Source organism: Arthrobacter sp. SPG23 (assembly GCF_000876655.1).
Taxonomy (GTDB): domain Bacteria; phylum Actinomycetota; class Actinomycetes; order Actinomycetales; family Micrococcaceae; genus Arthrobacter.
On record NZ_JYCN01000015.1, the window covers coordinates 188,835 to 203,745 of the forward strand.

Here is a 14,911-nt window from a genome sequence, read left to right on the forward strand (position 1 = left end):
TATCCCGTATCACCGAAGGACAGATTGCACATGGCCATTATGAATATCCGCATCATCGGCGACCCTGTGCTGCGCACAGTTGCCGAACCCGTGACGGAATTCGGGCCGGAACTCGCAAAACTCGTTGCAGACATGACCGAGACCATGGAGGATGTGGACGGCGCAGGCCTGGCAGCGCCCCAGGTCGGTGTCAGCAAGCGGGTTTTCACCTACCGCATCGGCGGAGTAGAAGGCCACATCATCAATCCGGTGCTTGAAAACAGCGAGGACTTCCAGCCCGACGAAGTGGAGGGCTGCTTGTCCATCCCGGGCCTTGGCTTCCCCGTCCGCCGCCGCCGCGCTACACGGGTTACCGGCGTCGACCTCCATGGCAATCCCGTCACCGTGGACGGCGAAGGCATGCTGGCCCGCTGCTTCCAGCACGAGACAGACCACCTCGACGGCATCCTCTTCACGGACAGGCTCGAGGGCGAAGCCCGCAAGGCCGCCCTGCGTTCCATCCGCAATGCAAACTACGACGCAATTACCGAACGTACGACGTCGAAGCGTGCCAAGACTGTAGGTTCCAGTTTCGGGGGCGGCAGCTTCGGCGGCGGCAGTTTCGGCGCCGCCGAGTGAGGGTACTCTTCGCCGGTACTCCGGCCGTCGCGGTACCGTCCCTCAACGCTTTGGTGCAGGCCGGCTATGACGTCGTTGCCGTCCTGACCCGTCCGGACGCGCCGATCGGACGCAAACGGGTGCTCACGCCGTCGCCCGTTGCCGCGCGCGCCGCCGAACTCGGCATAGAGGTCATCCATGCCGCGAAGGTTGACGCGGAGGTGACCGCCCGGATAGCCGCCACCGCTCCGGACGCTGCAGCCATCGTGGCCTATGGAGGCCTCATCCCGCGCGCGGCGCTTGATGTTCCCCGGCACGGCTGGATCAACCTGCACTTTTCCCTGCTGCCGGCCTGGCGCGGTGCCGCACCGGTGCAGCGGGCCGTGATGGCCGGCGACGACATCACCGGGGCGGTGACGTTCCTCCTCGAAGAAGGGCTGGATACCGGCCCGGTGTTCGGCACCCTCACCGAGGGCGTCCGCCCGGATGACACTTCCGGTGACCTGCTGGAACGCCTGTCGCAGAGCGGCGCTGTGTTGCTCGCGCAGACCCTTTCCGCCATTGAAGCGGGACGGGCAGTAGCTGTTCCGCAGTCGGGGGACGTGTCCCTGGCACCCAAACTCGGCATCGATGACGGACGGATCGACTGGCACCAGCCGGCCCTCGCCATCGGGCGCCGTGCCCGCGGCGTCACGCCTGAACCCGGCGCCTGGACCACCTTGGACGGTCAGCGCGTGAAACTCGAACCGGTTGCGCTCCGGACCGACGCTCCGGCATTGCCGCCGGGCCAGGTGCTGCTCGACGGGAAGAGCGTTCTGGTGGGTACTGGCTCCCACCCCGTTGAGCTGACGCGGATACAGCCCTCGGGCAAAAAGATGATGGCCGCCGCTGACTGGGCGCGCGGACAGGCAGCACTGGAAGGCGTGGTATTCGAATGAGTGAGTCCGGAACGGGCGGCAGCGGCCGCGGCAAGGGCCCCCGTCAGGGGAACACCGGCGGCGGAGCAGGAGCAGGCGGGCAGTCAGGGGGTTCGTCCGGCAGCCGCCGCCAAGGCAGCCAGCGGGACGCGCAGGGCCGGGAACGCAACCGCGGCCCGAAGCGGAACTTCAGCGAGAACGCTCCTTCCCAGCGCACGCGGCGTGCTGACCCGGCACGGCTGGTGGCTTTTGAGGTGCTGCGTGCCGTCGCATCGGAAGACGCCTACGCAAACCTGGTCCTGCCGGCCCGGATCCGCCACCACGGCCTGGACAAACGGGACGCCGGCTTCGCCACCGAACTGAGCTACGGGGCCCTGCGCGGGCAGGGGACCTACGACGCCATCCTGGCCCGCTGCGTCGACCGGCCGCTGGACCAGCTGGATCCTGCCATCCTCGACGCCCTGCGGATCGGTGCCCACCAGTTGCTGGCCATGCGCGTACCAGCCCATGCGGCCCTCGACCAGACCGTGGGACTGGCGCGCGCGGTCATTGGCGCCGGGCCGTCCGCCCTGATCAACGCCGTCCTGCGCAAGGTCTCCGCGCACACGCTGGACGAGTGGCTGGAGCTGCTGGTCAGCGACGAGCAGGACGAAACCCGCGTGGCCTCCATCCGCTACGCCCACCCGGAGTGGATTGTCCGCGCGCTGCGGCAGTCGCTGGTGGCGCACGGCCGCCCGGTCAGCGAAATCAACGAACTCCTTGAAGCAGACAACGCTGCGCCGGTGGTCAACCTCGTGGCGCTGCCCGGACTGGGGAACCTGGACGAAGCGCTGGAAGGCGGCGCCACGGCCGGGGAACTCGTGGAAGGCTCAGCGCTCTCCAGCGGAGGAGACCTCGGGCGGCTGGCGTCCGTGCGTGAAGGCAGCACCAGGGTGCAGGACGTGGGCTCCCAGCTGGTGGCCCGCGCCATGGCCGCCGTGGATCTGCATTCGGCGGATCTGCAGTCGGTGGATCCGCAAGCAGTGGCTGCGGAAGGCGCGGATGTGCAGTCCTCCGGCCGGGGCGGCGAAAAATGGCTGGACCTTTGCGCCGGACCGGGCGGCAAGGCAGCCCTGCTGGGTGCCCTTGCCCGGCAGCAGGGGGCCACCCTGCTGGCCAACGAACCCGCCCCGCACCGTGCCAAGCTGGTGCGGCAGGCGCTGGCCGCGGTCCCGCATGAGGTCTGGCATGTCCGGACCGGGGACGGCCGCGACGTCGGAACTGAAATGGCGGGGACTTTTGACCGCGTGCTCGTCGACGTCCCCTGCAGCGGACTTGGCGCCCTGCGGCGCAGGCCGGAGTCCAGGTGGCGGCGGACGCCCAAGGACCTCGCTGACCTGGGGCCGCTCCAGCGGGAACTGCTTAAGTCAGCCCTGGACGCAGTCCGCCCCGGCGGCGTGGTGGCGTACGTGACCTGCTCGCCGCATCCGGCCGAAACCACCGCCGTGGTGACCGACGCGCTGCGCAAGCGGGACGACCTGGAATTGCTCGACGCCGGCGCGGCGCTGGATAAGGTCAGCCTGCCAGGGCACCTCGAGGCCGGCCATGACATGACAGCCCAGCTGTGGCCCCATGTGCACCGGACCGACGCCATGTTCCTGGCACTCATCCACAAGAAACCCTGATCCTCCGCCATACCCGATCCCCCCGCCTCTGTGAAAGGAGCCGACATGGCTCAGTGCTGCATCAACCCCAGCATCCTCTCCGCCGACTTCGTCAACCTGGAGGCGGAGCTGCGCAGAATCAGCAACGCCGATGCCGTCCACGTGGACGTCATGGACAACCACTTCGTGCCGAACCTGACCATCGGACTGCCCGTGGTCCAGCGCATCCAGGCCGTGAGCCCGGTGCCGCTGGATGCACACCTGATGATCGCCGACGCCGACCGCTGGGCGCCCGCCTTTGCCGACGCGGGACTCGCCTCGGTGACCTTCCACGCTGAAGCCTCGATTGCGCCGATCAAACTGGCCCGGGAACTCCGCGCACGCGGGGCCAAGGCCGGCATGGCGCTGCGCCCCGGCACCCCGGTGGAGCCCTACCTTGACATGCTGTCCGAACTGGACCTGCTGCTCATCATGACCGTGGAACCCGGCTTCGGCGGTCAGTCGTTCCTGGACCTGACGCTTCCCAAGATCAAGCGCGCCCGGGCAGCCATCGACGGCTCCGGCACCGGGGTGGCACTGCAGGTGGACGGCGGCATCACCGAGGAAACCATCGTCCGGGCCGCCGAAGCAGGAGCCAACGTCTTCGTGGCAGGCTCTGCCGTGTACGGTGCGGAGGACCCCGCCGCGGCGATTGACCGCCTCCGGGCAGCCGGCTCCCGTGCGGTCCCGTCCGCGGCACACTCTGTTTCGGAATCATGACGGAGTCTGACGGGAATACACGGGCCAGTCACTCAGTTGTGACAGAATAACAACACACACTACGTGCTCCGGGGTCGGTGTAAGTCCGAACCGGCGGTGACAGTCCGCGACCCGCGAGCCGGCACAGATCCTCTCCAGGAACTGTTCCGGCGGACGGTTGAACCGGTGAAATTCCGGTACCGACAGTTAAAGTCTGGATGAGAGAAGCACGTACAGCTGTTACTGCACTGCCCTTCGGGCGGTGCAGCATTGCGCTGTCGTATACCCCCGGAGCCTCGCGGTTCTCGAGGGAAGGAACGACGAACGCTTTGACGCCGCAGACAACAGTTATGTTCAGTGCTGCCGAGATCGATGCCATGGAGGCAGCCCTCGACGCCGCGCTCCTGGGACCCCGCGGGGCAAACCCGCTGGTGGGCGCCGTCGTCGTCGGACCCGATGGCCGGCAACTCGTGACCGGTTACCACCGGGGCGCCGGGACGGCGCACGCCGAGGCTGACGCCATTGCCCAGGCCGGCATGAAGGGCGTCGACCTGGCCGGATCCACCATGGTGGTCACCCTCGAACCCTGCAACCACTGCGGACGGACCGGTCCGTGCGCCCAGGCCATTATCGACGCCGGCATCGCTTCAGTGGTGTACGCCGTCGACGACCCCCATGATCCCGCCGCCGGGGGAGCCGCAACGCTGCGGGCCGCGGGCGTCAGCGTACGTTCCGGCCTCTCCGCCCGCGCGGCGTTCGAGCTGAACCGCCGCTGGTTCGAAGCCGTTCTCAGCCAGCGCCCGTTCGTCACCCTCCACATCGCCCAGACCCTGGACAGCCGCATCGCGGCTGCGGACGGCACCAGCCAGTGGATCTCCAGCCCGGAATCCCTCGCGGACAACCACGCACTCCGCAGCCGGGTTGACGCCATCCTGGTGGGCACGCAGACGCTCCTGGTGGACAATCCCCGGCTCACTGCCCGGGACCCGTCAGGTAAGACGGCGGACAGCCAGCCGCTGCGCGCGGTCATGGGGCTCAGGGGAATCCCCGACGACGCCGCCATTCACGGGGAGGACGGCCGCGTCCTGCACCTGCCCACCCGGGATCCGCACGCGGCACTGGAGCAGCTTTTCTCCGCCGGTGTCCGGCACGTCATGGTGGAAGGCGGATCCAGCATCCTGAGCGCGTTCCTCGCCGCCGGGCTGGTGGACGAACTGATCGTCTACCTTGCGCCCACCCTGCTGGGGTCCGGCACGGCCGCCCTCAACGACCTCGGCATCACAACCCTTGCCGACGCCCAGGCCTGGGACTGGGACCAGGCGTCCGGGGGAGCCGTGCAGACCCTCGGGAGGGATCTTAGGCTCCACCTCTTCCCGGGGCACACCGGACCGGCAGCTGAGGCTGCCTCGCCGGCTGCCTCGGGCGTATCTGCCGAACCGGTTGTCCCGGATCTCTTTCCTTCCCCCACCAGCCCACTCCAATCCTTACCGCACCGCACCGGCGCGGGCACTGCCACAGGAGGCAACTGATGTTTACCGGAATTATCGCCGAGCAGGGCAGGGTCCTGTCTGTTGAACGCAACGGCGACGTCAGCGCCACGGTGCGCCTCCACGCGCCCGGCAGCACTGAGGGACTAGCCCTGGGCGGCTCCGTCGCCGTCAACGGCGTCTGCCTGACTGCCACGGCCATCGACGGCAAGGACTTCAGCGTCGACGTCATGGGCGAGACCCTGGTCCGCAGCACCATCGGGGAGCTCGACGCGGGCGACACCGTGAACCTGGAACGCTGTGTTCCGGCCGGCGGACGCCTGGACGGACACGTTGTCCAGGGGCACGTGGACGGCGTCGGGGAACTGCTGGAGCGCGAAGCATTGGGCAACTGGGACCGCCTGCGGTTCGGAGTACCCGTGCGGCTTGCCCGGTACATCGCTGAGAAGGGATCCATCGCCGTCGATGGTGTCTCCCTCACCGTGACGGCTGTCAGCGACGCCGCTGAACCGGCACCCTGGTTCGAAGTGGGACTCATCCCCACCACCCTGGCCGAGACAGGCCTGGGCGCCAAGAACCTCGGCAGCAGGGTCAACCTCGAAGTCGATGTGCTGGCCAAGTACACCGAACGCCTGCTCGCCTTCGCCGGCGCCGCCGCCGTCGGCGCTGGCACCGGCAACGTGCCAGCCGGAACGGGGGACTCCAAATGAGCCAGGTCAGGAACACTCCGAAACTCCACCCCGGTGAACTGGGCACCGACGAGTTGGGCATTCCTGTTGCAGCGCCGGCGGGCCGCCGGGTCGGCCTGGACCCGATCGAAGACGCCGTCCGGGCCATGGCTGCCGGCCTCCCGGTCCTGGTGGTGGACAACGAGGACCGCGAAAACGAAGGCGACATCATTTTCGCCGCCCAGCACGCCACACCTGAGCTGATGGGCTGGACCGTCCGCTACAGCTCCGGAGTGATCTGTGTGCCGCTCGACGGAGCCCGGGCGGATGCCCTGCTGTTGCCGCCAATGGTCGAGGTCAACGAAGACTCCAAGGGCACCGCGTACACGGTTTCCTGCGATGCGGCAATCGGCGTCAGCACGGGAATTTCGGCAACGGACCGGGCACTCACCGCCCGGGTGCTGTCAGATCCGGCCAGCCGCCCGGAATCCATCACCCGTCCCGGGCATGTTTTCCCGCTCCGGGCCGTTAACGGTGGAGTGCGTGAACGTCCGGGCCACACCGAAGCGGCCGTGGACCTGTGCCGGCTTGCCGGACTGGAGCCAGTGGGCGTGATCGCCGAGGTGGTGTACGACAACGGAGAAATGATGCGCCTGGACGGACTTCGCGGCTTCGCTGCAGAACATGGATGCCCCCTGATCTCGATCGAGGATCTGGTGGCCTACCTGGATGCAGGGCTGCCCGACGGACAGGCGCCGGTCCCGGCGGGGAATGAGGAGATGCGATGACGGCTTCAGAGGCACGAAAAGACGTGAAGGCCGGGCGCCGGCCGCATCCGGTCAGCGGCGGACCCATTGTCCAGTTGCCCAGTGAATTCGGGGACTTCGTGGCCCAGGCCTGGACCGACCTGGTGACAGGCGTCGAGCACCTCGCCGTGAGTTCGCCCATTCCGCCTGTGGACGGTACGGCGCCCCTGGTGCGGCTGCACTCGGAATGCCTCACCGGTGACGTTTTCGGTTCCTACCGCTGCGACTGCGGAGAGCAACTGGCCTATGCCTTGGAGAAGATCAGCGAGGAAGGCGGCACGCTGCTGTACCTGCGCGGACAGGAAGGCCGCGGCATTGGGCTGGCCAACAAAATCAAGGCCTACGCCCTGCAGGAAGCCGGCTTCGATACGGTCGAAGCCAACGAGCAGCTGGGCCTTCCGGTGGATGCGCGCTGCTACAACGCCGCCGCACAGATCCTGGCCGAGCTGGGACTGAACGAAGTGCGCCTGCTCAGCAACAACCCGGACAAGCAGAACCGGCTGGCTGACGCCGGCGTCACCGTCGTCGAAATGGTTCCCACCGAGGTTCCCTCGCGCGAACAGAACATCCGGTACCTGCAGACCAAGAAGGACCGGATGGACCACCGGCTCGTCCTGGACACCCAGGGCAGCGAACCGGTGACGGTCTTGCCGGCCGTCGGCCAGGGCCCTTTCCAGCACGAACAAGACTGAATCAGCGCTGACAAGCCTGACCCCCAAAAAAATAGAACGAACCAGGAGACTTTAGATGAGTGGACACGGCGCACCGGAGATCGACCTCACCACCCTTGACCCGGCGGAGACGTCGCAGCTGAAGCTGGCCATTGTGGCCGCCAGCTGGCACACGCAGATCATGGACGGGCTGCTGGACGGTGCGCTCCGCGCCGCGAAGGACGCCGGCATCAGCGAACCGACCGTCCTGCGGGTGCCGGGCAGCTTTGAGCTCCCCGTGGCCGCCGCCCGGCTGGCCAAGCACTTCGACGCCGTTGTGGCGCTGGGTGTGGTGATCCGCGGCGGAACCCCGCACTTCGAGTACGTCTGCGAGGCGGCCACGATGGGCCTGACCGACGTCAGCGTGAACACCGGCGTTCCGGTTGGCTTCGGCGTGCTCACCTGCGACACCGAGCAGCAGGGCCTGGACCGCGCGGGCCTGCCCGGGTCCAAGGAGGACAAGGGACACGAAGCCGTCACCGCCGCGCTGGCCACCGCGGTCACCCTGAAGCAGTACAGCTAGGCGTCCCCTTTGCTTGCTCCGGACCTGTGTATTGCCTCACATCGGCGCCGTCATGGAACGGCCCGACAGGCGGGCTCAGGCCCGGAGCAAGTAGGCTGGAGGGCGTGAAGAATTTCGAGACGCTGTTCGCAGAACTGAGTGAGAAGGCAGCCACCCGCCCGGCAGGCTCCCGCACCGTCGCAGAATTGGAGTCCGGAGTCCACGGCATCGGCAAGAAGGTCGTGGAGGAAGCCGCCGAAGTATGGATGGCTGCCGAATACGAATCCGACGAGGCCGCGGCCGAGGAAATCTCCCAGCTCCTGTACCACCTGCAGGTTCTGATGCTGGCAAAAGGCCTGACCCTGGAAGACGTCTACAAGCATCTGTAGCCATGCTGAGCGTGGCCGATTGCCTGTAACCAAGACTTCCTAACCCAGAAAGACCCCCATGCTGCGAGTTGCCGTCCCCAACAAGGGATCCCTGTCCGAAGCGGCTTCGGCCATGCTGTCCGAAGCCGGCTACCGCCAGCGCCGCGATACCCGCGAGCTGGTCATGGTGGACCCGGACAACGACATTGAATTTTTCTTCCTCCGCCCGCGCGACATCGCCGTTTACGTCGGCAGGGGAACGCTCGACGTCGGCATCACCGGCCGCGACCTGCTGCTGGACGCCGAGGTGGAGGCTGAGGAACTGCTGCCGCTGGGCTTTGCCGCCTCAACCTTCCGTTTCGCCGGTCCGGTGGGCGACTTCACCAAGGTGGAAGAACTCGAAGGCAAGCGTCTCGCCACCAGCTACGACGGACTCCTGCGCGGCTACCTCGCCGAGCGCGGCATCAACGCCAAGGTGGTCCGCCTGGACGGCGCCGTGGAATCCTCGGTGCGGCTCGGCGTCGCGGACGCGATTGCCGACGTCGTCGAAACCGGGAACACGCTGAAGGCGGCCGGGATGGAAATCTTCGGTGAACCGATCCTCAAGTCCGAGGCGGTGTTGATCCGCCGCACCGGCCAGGAAGGCGCCGCGAACGGCACAGCCAAGGAGGTCGAGGTCCTGATCCGCCGCCTGCAGGGCGTGCTCGTGGCCCGGCAGTACGTCCTGATGGACTACGACATCCGCAAGGAGCTCGTGGAGCAGGCTGCGGCGCTGACACCCGGCCTGGAATCGCCCACGGTCTCGCCGCTGCGCGACTCCGAGTGGGTTGCCGTCCGTTCCATGGTGCCGAAGAAGGAAACCAACCGGATCATGGACGAGCTCTACGACCTGGGCGCCCGGGCCATCCTGGTCAGCAGCATCCACGCCTGCCGGATCTGAGCCTGGCCGTTTAGGCCCGGACCGCTCCCGGCGGACCCCACCGAATCTCCCATCAGCAAATCCTCAGGAGACATCATGGCTGTAGCAGTGCGCGTCATTCCGTGCCTGGACGTTGACGCCGGCCGCGTGGTCAAGGGCATCAACTTCGAGGGCCTCCGGGACGCCGGCGATCCCGTGGAACTGGCGCACCGCTACGACAACGGCGGGGCGGACGAACTGACGTTCCTGGACGTTACGGCGTCCTCGGGCAACCGCGAGACCACGTTCGACGTGGTTCGCCGGACGGCCGAGGAAGTCTTCATTCCGCTGACCGTCGGCGGCGGCGTCCGCGGCGTGGCCGAGGTGGACAAGCTCCTGCGTTACGGCGCGGACAAAGCCTCCATCAACACGGCGGCCGTGGCCCGGCCGGACGTCATTGACGAAATCACCCGGCACTTCGGTTCCCAGGTCCTGGTCCTCTCCGTGGACGCCCGGCGCACCCGGCCCGGATCCGAGCCCACGGCGTCGGGCTTTGAGGTGACCACGCACGGCGGCCGGCAGGGGACCGGGATCGACGCCATCGAGTGGGCGCGCGAAGCCGCGGACCGCGGCGTGGGCGAGATCCTGCTCAACTCCATTGATGCCGACGGCACCAAGGACGGCTTCGACATCGAACTGATCCGCCTGGTCCGGGCCGCCGTCAAGGTCCCCATCATCGCGTCCGGCGGGGCAGGCAAGCCCGAACACTTTCCGCCCGCCGTCGCGGCCGGAGCGGACGCCGTGCTGGCGGCGTCGATTTTCCACTTCGGCCCGCTGGACATGATTTCGCAGGTCAAGACCGCCATCCGTGAAGCGGGCTTCGAGGTCCGCTAAGGGCCGTTGTTAGAGCCCGACTTCGGCTGACTGGAGGAGCGCCACTGCGTCCGGCTGCCCTTCAAAGGTCACCAGCGCGTGCCGGGTACGCCCGTGGGCGTGCATCAGCAGCTCGCCCGGTTCGCCCACGATGGCCACCGACACGGGCGCGCGCTTGGCGACGTGACGGGGACCGGACGGACGCACCAGCACAATGCCCAGGTCCACGCCGCGGTACAAAATGGCTGCGCGTTTGATGAGTTCGTCCCACAGAGCGTCGGAGTATTCCTCGTCCAGGGCGCGCGGCGCCCAGCGGTCCACGGCACGGCGGACGTCCTCGGTGTGTACGAAGTACTCAATGAGGTTGGAGCTTTCGGCCAGGGCCCTGATCCTCAGCGGCGACAACGCCGGGGGACCGGCGCGGAAGGTGTTGACCAGCCGGGTGTAGTCCTCGGGGGTCTTCAGTTTCGCAGCCAGCTTCGCGGTGGCCTCGTCCGAGGCTTTGGCCAGGCTCTTGATGATCAGGCCAAGCCCTACACCCGCCTTGCGTTCGCGCAGGTAGAGGTGTGCGGCGAGGTCGCGCGTGCGCCAGCCCCTGCAGAGCGTGGGGGAGTCAGGACCGGCCGCCAGCAGGGTTTCGGCCAGGACTTCTCGGGACGGATCGACGAAATGCATCACTTGTGAAACTAGCACGAGAGGCCGCGAGTTGCGCACTGGAAGCGCCGCCGGATTTGACCCTGATCGTCACACTACGGGGAGGCACTAGACTTGGTCTGATGTCTGAGCAGCCCGCCCCCGCCCCAGTACCTGTCCTGCCTGCCGAAGTAGCGGCGGCCCTCAAGCGCGACGGCGCCGGCCTCGTGGCCGCCGTCGTCCAGCAGTTCGACACCAACGAGGTGCTCATGCTCGGCTGGATGGACGACGAGGCGCTACGGCGCACCATGACCACCGGGAGGGTGACGTTCTACTCCCGTTCCCGTCAGGAGTACTGGCGCAAAGGAGACACCTCCGGCCACGTGCAATGGGTGAAATCCGTTGCAATGGACTGCGACGGCGACGCCCTGCTGGTCCGCGTTGACCAGGTCGGGGCGGCCTGCCACACAGGCACGCGCACCTGCTTCGACGGCCGCGGTCTTTCCGTCGTTACCGGCGACGCCGATAACGCCGGCTAGCACCGTCCAGGCAACTAGCACCGTCCAGGCAAGGTGCGGCGCAGGCGCCGGACACCTACCCCCCACGATTCAGGCACCACTCAAGAACAGGCGGAAAACCATAGCCATGCAGGACCTTGGAATCATCAGCCCGGGCCTCGAGGAATTCCGGGAGCTCGCCACCCATAGCCGTGTCATCCCCGTCCGGCTGAAGGTACTGGCCGACGCCGAGACGCCCATCGGGCTCTACCGCAAGCTGGCGAACGGCCAGCCCGGCACTTTCCTGATGGAATCCGCAGCGGTGGGCGGTTCGTGGTCCCGCTACTCCTTCATCGGCGCCAAGTCACGCGCCACCCTGACCACCAAGGACGGCCAGGCGCACTGGCTGGGCGAGCCGCCCGCCGGCGTGCCGGTGGACGGCAACCCGGTGGACGCCATCCGGGACACCGTGGAGGCCCTGCGCACCGACCGCTTCGACGGCCTGCCGCCCTTCACCTCGGGCCTGGTCGGGTTCCTCGGCTGGGAAACCGTGCGGCACTGGGAGAAACTTACCAGCCCGCCCGAGGACGACCTGGAACTCCCGGAACTGGCCCTGAACCTGGTCACCGACATGGCAGTGCACGACAACATGGACGGCACCGTCCTGCTGATCGCCAACGCCATCAACTTCGACAACAGCTCAGAACGTGTGGACGAGGCCTGGCACGACGCCGTGGCCAGGGTCAAGGCGCTCCTGGCAAAGGTCAGCACACCCGTGGAGCAGCCCATTTCGGTGCTGGAGCCGGCCGCACTGGACTTTGCCTCCAGCGTCCAGGAACGCTGGAACGAGCCCGACTACCTGGCTGCCCTGGACCGCGGCAAGGAAGCGATCGTCGACGGCGAAGTGTTCCAGGTGGTCATCTCCCGCCGCTTCGAAATGGAGTGCGGCGCCGATCCGCTGGACGTGTACCGGGTGCTGCGGAACACCAACCCCAGCCCGTACATGTACATCTTCAGCCTCGAAGACGCCGCCGGCCGGCAGTACTCGATCGTGGGCTCTTCGCCGGAGGCCCTGGTGACGGTCACGGGCGAGGAAGTCATCACCCACCCCATCGCCGGATCACGTCCCCGGGGCAAAACCGTGGAGGCGGACAAGGCCTTTGCCGAGGAGCTCCTGGCCGACCAGAAGGAACGCGCCGAGCACCTCATGCTGGTGGACCTGTCCCGCAACGACCTCTCCAAGGTGTGCATTGCCGGCACCGTGGATGTCACGCAGTTCATGGAAGTGGAGCGCTTCAGCCACATCATGCACCTGGTGTCCACAGTGGTGGGCAAGCTGGCACCGACCGCCAAGGCCTATGACGTGCTGAAGGCAACGTTCCCGGCCGGGACGCTCTCCGGCGCCCCGAAGCCCCGCGCGCTTCGGCTCCTCGATGAGCTTGAACCGCACCGCCGCGGCATCTACGGCGGCGTGGTGGGCTACCTGGACTTTGCCGGCGACATGGACATGGCAATCGCCATCCGTTCCGCGCTGCTCCGCGAAGGCCGGGCCTACGTCCAGGCGGGCGGCGGAATCGTCGCGGACTCGGTCAACCCGACGGAAGCCCTCGAAACCGTCAACAAGGCTGCCGCGCCGCTGCGCGCCGTCCATACGGCCGGGTCCCTGCACAACATCACGGCCGACTCCGTTCCGGAGCCGGGAGACGCCGCCGGCCCCGCCACAGCAGGCCGCTGATGGGCGTCATGGCAGACAAGGCAAGCCAGCCGGCAAGCAAAAGGACGGGCGCTCCGGTGTGGGCGCGGAAGTCCACGCTGGTGCTGGTCATCGCCGCGATGGCCCTGGCGGCCTTCGGCACCACAACCCAGACGTGGCTGACCGTCCACCTGGATCCGGCCCAGCTGGGCCAGGCCGTCAACAGCCAGGACGGCCTCCAGGTCCAGGGCAGTAAAGCGGCAACCACCGTCACCGCGCTGGCACTCGTGGCGCTGGCCGGCGGCCTGGCCGCATCAATCGCGGGACGGATTGCGCGCTGGATCATCACCGCGATCATCGTCCTGGCGTCGGTGGGCATCGTTGCCGCGGCCGTGACGGTCATGGCGGACCCCCTCGCAGCAGCCCAGGGGTCCATCGCCGCTGCCACCGGCATCACCGGGAGCAGCGTCCAGGTGAGCGTTTCAGCGTTCCCGGCACTCGCCGTCGCCGCCGGCGTCCTGCTGGGCCTGGGCGCCCTGCTGATCATTCCGGCGGGACGGCACTGGAAGACCCGGACCAAATATGACGCCGCAGCGGCCGGCACGCCGGGTGCGTCCGAGGCCCCCGCGGACGAGATCGACAGCTGGGACAGGCTGTCCCGGGGCGACGACCCCACGTAAGACGGGACCGCCGCTGTCCCCGGCCGATGTCCAAGGTGCCGTCAAAAAATGGCAGAATGTAAGCAGTATTCATCCTGAGGAGATTTCCATGAGCAAAGCCACTGTTTCCGCATCCAAATCCGCTGCTGCGCAGACCGTCAACACCGGTGTCGACCACAGTGCAGACCTCGGCCACGGCAACAGCCCGGCAGCCTGGACGTGCGTGATCGTTATGCTGGTCGGCGCACTCATTGCGTCCATCGCTTTTGTCATCGCCAGCACCCCCATCTTCATTGCCGGCGCTGCTGTTATGGTCATCGGCCTGCTGCTCGGCTGGATCATGCGGAAGGCCGGCTACGGCGTGGACGGCAGCAAGCTGAAGAACTCCGGCCACTAGCAGTGACTGTTCTCGATGACATCAATGCCGGTGCACGGGAGGACATGGAGGCCCGCCGGCGCCTGGTGTCCCTCGCTGAACTGAAGGACCGCGTCGAAGCGGCTACGCCCGCCCGCGATGCGTGGGCAGCCCTCGGCGGCGATTCCTCGCCGCGGAACCAGCTGAAGGTCATTGCCGAAATCAAGCGGCGCAGCCCCTCCAAGGGTGATCTGGCGAGCATCGCCGATCCGGCCGAGCTCGCTGTGCAGTACGCCGACGGCGGTGCGTCCGTGATCAGCGTGCTCACCGAACAGCGCCGGTTCAGCGGCTCCCTCGCCGATTTCGACGCCGTCCGCAAAGCCGTGGACGTGCCGCTGCTGCGCAAGGACTTCACGGTCGACGAATACCAGATCTGGGAAGCACGTGCGCACGGTGCCGACCTGGTCCTGCTGATCGTCGCCTCGCTGACCGACGCGGAACTGCGCGACTTCAGCCAGCTCACCCGCGAACTGGGCATGAACGCGCTGGTGGAGACGCACACGGCAGAAGAGATCGAGCGCGCTGTTGCGGCTGATGCCCGGATCATCGGCGTCAATGTCCGGAACCTCAAGACGCTCGACGTCGACCGTTCCGTCTTCGCTTCCCTCGCCGGCGGCATCCCTTCGGAAGCGGTCATCGTTGCCGAGTCCGGGGTCCGCGGCGCGGACGACGTCAGGCATTACGCCGCGAGCGGCGCCAACGCCGTCCTGGTGGGCGAAGCACTCGTGAGCGACGCAACCCCGCGTGAGCGGATTGCCGAATTTACCGCTGCCGGGGCAGAAGCCATCGCAGCACGGGTCTGACGAC

18 protein-coding genes and 1 riboswitch are annotated in these 14,911 nt (G+C 67.4%); of the genes, 17 read left to right on the forward strand and 1 reads right to left on the reverse strand.

Going from position 1 to position 14,911, the window contains the following annotated elements; translation table 11 throughout:
* The first annotated feature begins 30 nt into the window (after nucleotides 1-30).
* From def to hisF, 12 genes are all read left to right on the forward strand, one after another.
* Nucleotides 31-618, forward strand: coding sequence for a peptide deformylase (gene def / locus TV39_RS08600; protein ID WP_043480626.1), 588 nt, complete (start codon nucleotides 31-33; stop codon nucleotides 616-618).
* Nucleotides 615-1,535, forward strand: coding sequence for a methionyl-tRNA formyltransferase (gene fmt / locus TV39_RS08605; protein ID WP_043480627.1), 921 nt, complete (start codon nucleotides 615-617; stop codon nucleotides 1,533-1,535). Before def ends, fmt begins: the two co-directional genes overlap by 4 nt.
* Nucleotides 1,532-3,178: an RsmB/NOP family class I SAM-dependent RNA methyltransferase gene (locus tag TV39_RS08610; RefSeq protein WP_043480628.1), complete on the forward strand. Its 1,647-nt coding sequence runs from the start codon at nucleotides 1,532-1,534 to the stop codon at nucleotides 3,176-3,178. Before fmt ends, TV39_RS08610 begins: the two co-directional genes overlap by 4 nt.
* 45 nt (nucleotides 3,179-3,223) lie before the next feature.
* Nucleotides 3,224-3,916, forward strand: a complete 693-nt coding sequence (rpe, locus tag TV39_RS08615) for a ribulose-phosphate 3-epimerase (protein WP_043480630.1) — start codon at nucleotides 3,224-3,226, stop codon at nucleotides 3,914-3,916.
* A gap of 60 nt (nucleotides 3,917-3,976) precedes the next feature.
* Nucleotides 3,977-4,129: riboswitch (FMN riboswitch) on the forward strand.
* A gap of 116 nt (nucleotides 4,130-4,245) precedes the next feature.
* Entirely contained in the window at nucleotides 4,246-5,424 is a 1,179-nt protein-coding gene (gene ribD, locus TV39_RS08620; RefSeq protein ID WP_043480631.1) for a bifunctional diaminohydroxyphosphoribosylaminopyrimidine deaminase/5-amino-6-(5-phosphoribosylamino)uracil reductase RibD, read from the forward strand.
* Complete coding sequence (locus tag TV39_RS08625; RefSeq protein WP_043480632.1) at nucleotides 5,424-6,092, forward strand: riboflavin synthase; 669 nt, start codon at nucleotides 5,424-5,426, stop codon at nucleotides 6,090-6,092. Before ribD ends, TV39_RS08625 begins: the two co-directional genes overlap by 1 nt.
* Nucleotides 6,089-6,838 carry a 3,4-dihydroxy-2-butanone-4-phosphate synthase gene (gene ribB / locus TV39_RS08630; protein WP_082049574.1) on the forward strand — a complete coding sequence of 250 codons (750 nt, stop codon included), beginning with the start codon at nucleotides 6,089-6,091 and terminating at the stop codon, nucleotides 6,836-6,838. The genes TV39_RS08625 and ribB overlap by 4 nt, the downstream gene beginning before the upstream one ends.
* Nucleotides 6,835-7,548 carry a GTP cyclohydrolase II gene (ribA, locus tag TV39_RS08635; protein WP_043480633.1) on the forward strand — a complete coding sequence of 238 codons (714 nt, stop codon included), beginning with the start codon at nucleotides 6,835-6,837 and terminating at the stop codon, nucleotides 7,546-7,548. Before ribB ends, ribA begins: the two co-directional genes overlap by 4 nt.
* A gap of 55 nt (nucleotides 7,549-7,603) precedes the next feature.
* A complete protein-coding gene (gene ribH / locus TV39_RS08640; protein ID WP_043480634.1) occupies nucleotides 7,604-8,089 on the forward strand; it encodes a 6,7-dimethyl-8-ribityllumazine synthase in 486 nt (161 codons plus the stop codon).
* 104 nt (nucleotides 8,090-8,193) lie between these two features.
* The gene (locus TV39_RS08645; protein ID WP_028270786.1) at nucleotides 8,194-8,457 is read left to right on the forward strand and encodes a phosphoribosyl-ATP diphosphatase; all 264 of its coding nucleotides are present in this window, start codon (nucleotides 8,194-8,196) and stop codon (nucleotides 8,455-8,457) included.
* A gap of 58 nt (nucleotides 8,458-8,515) precedes the next feature.
* A complete protein-coding gene (hisG, locus tag TV39_RS08650) occupies nucleotides 8,516-9,376 on the forward strand; it encodes an ATP phosphoribosyltransferase (protein WP_043480635.1) in 861 nt (286 codons plus the stop codon).
* A 75-nt stretch (nucleotides 9,377-9,451) separates the two neighbouring features.
* The gene (gene hisF / locus TV39_RS08655; RefSeq protein ID WP_043480636.1) at nucleotides 9,452-10,228 is read left to right on the forward strand and encodes an imidazole glycerol phosphate synthase subunit HisF; all 777 of its coding nucleotides are present in this window, start codon (nucleotides 9,452-9,454) and stop codon (nucleotides 10,226-10,228) included.
* Between the two features lie 9 nt (nucleotides 10,229-10,237).
* On the opposite strand, the gene TV39_RS08660 is transcribed toward hisF, so the two are convergent.
* Nucleotides 10,238-10,882 carry a TIGR03085 family metal-binding protein gene (locus TV39_RS08660; RefSeq protein ID WP_043480637.1) on the reverse strand — a complete coding sequence of 215 codons (645 nt, stop codon included), beginning with the start codon at nucleotides 10,880-10,882 and terminating at the stop codon, nucleotides 10,238-10,240.
* Nucleotides 10,883-10,983: 101 nt separating this feature from the next.
* Between TV39_RS08660 and hisI the strand changes: the two genes are divergently transcribed.
* The 5 genes from hisI (at nucleotide 10,984) to trpC (ending at nucleotide 14,907) form a co-directional block, all read left to right on the forward strand.
* Nucleotides 10,984-11,379, forward strand: a complete 396-nt coding sequence (hisI, locus tag TV39_RS08665; protein ID WP_043480638.1) for a phosphoribosyl-AMP cyclohydrolase — start codon at nucleotides 10,984-10,986, stop codon at nucleotides 11,377-11,379.
* A 106-nt stretch (nucleotides 11,380-11,485) separates the two neighbouring features.
* Nucleotides 11,486-13,072, forward strand: a complete 1,587-nt coding sequence (locus tag TV39_RS08670; RefSeq protein ID WP_043480639.1) for an anthranilate synthase component I — start codon at nucleotides 11,486-11,488, stop codon at nucleotides 13,070-13,072.
* Nucleotides 13,072-13,710, forward strand: coding sequence for a Trp biosynthesis-associated membrane protein (locus TV39_RS08675; protein WP_043480640.1), 639 nt, complete (start codon nucleotides 13,072-13,074; stop codon nucleotides 13,708-13,710). The genes TV39_RS08670 and TV39_RS08675 overlap by 1 nt, the downstream gene beginning before the upstream one ends.
* 88 nt (nucleotides 13,711-13,798) lie before the next feature.
* Nucleotides 13,799-14,086: an HGxxPAAW family protein gene (locus TV39_RS08680; protein WP_043480641.1), complete on the forward strand. Its 288-nt coding sequence runs from the start codon at nucleotides 13,799-13,801 to the stop codon at nucleotides 14,084-14,086.
* A 2-nt stretch (nucleotides 14,087-14,088) separates the two neighbouring features.
* Complete coding sequence (trpC, locus tag TV39_RS08685) at nucleotides 14,089-14,907, forward strand: indole-3-glycerol phosphate synthase TrpC (RefSeq protein WP_082049576.1); 819 nt, start codon at nucleotides 14,089-14,091, stop codon at nucleotides 14,905-14,907.
* The last annotated feature ends 4 nt before the right edge of the window (nucleotides 14,908-14,911 follow it).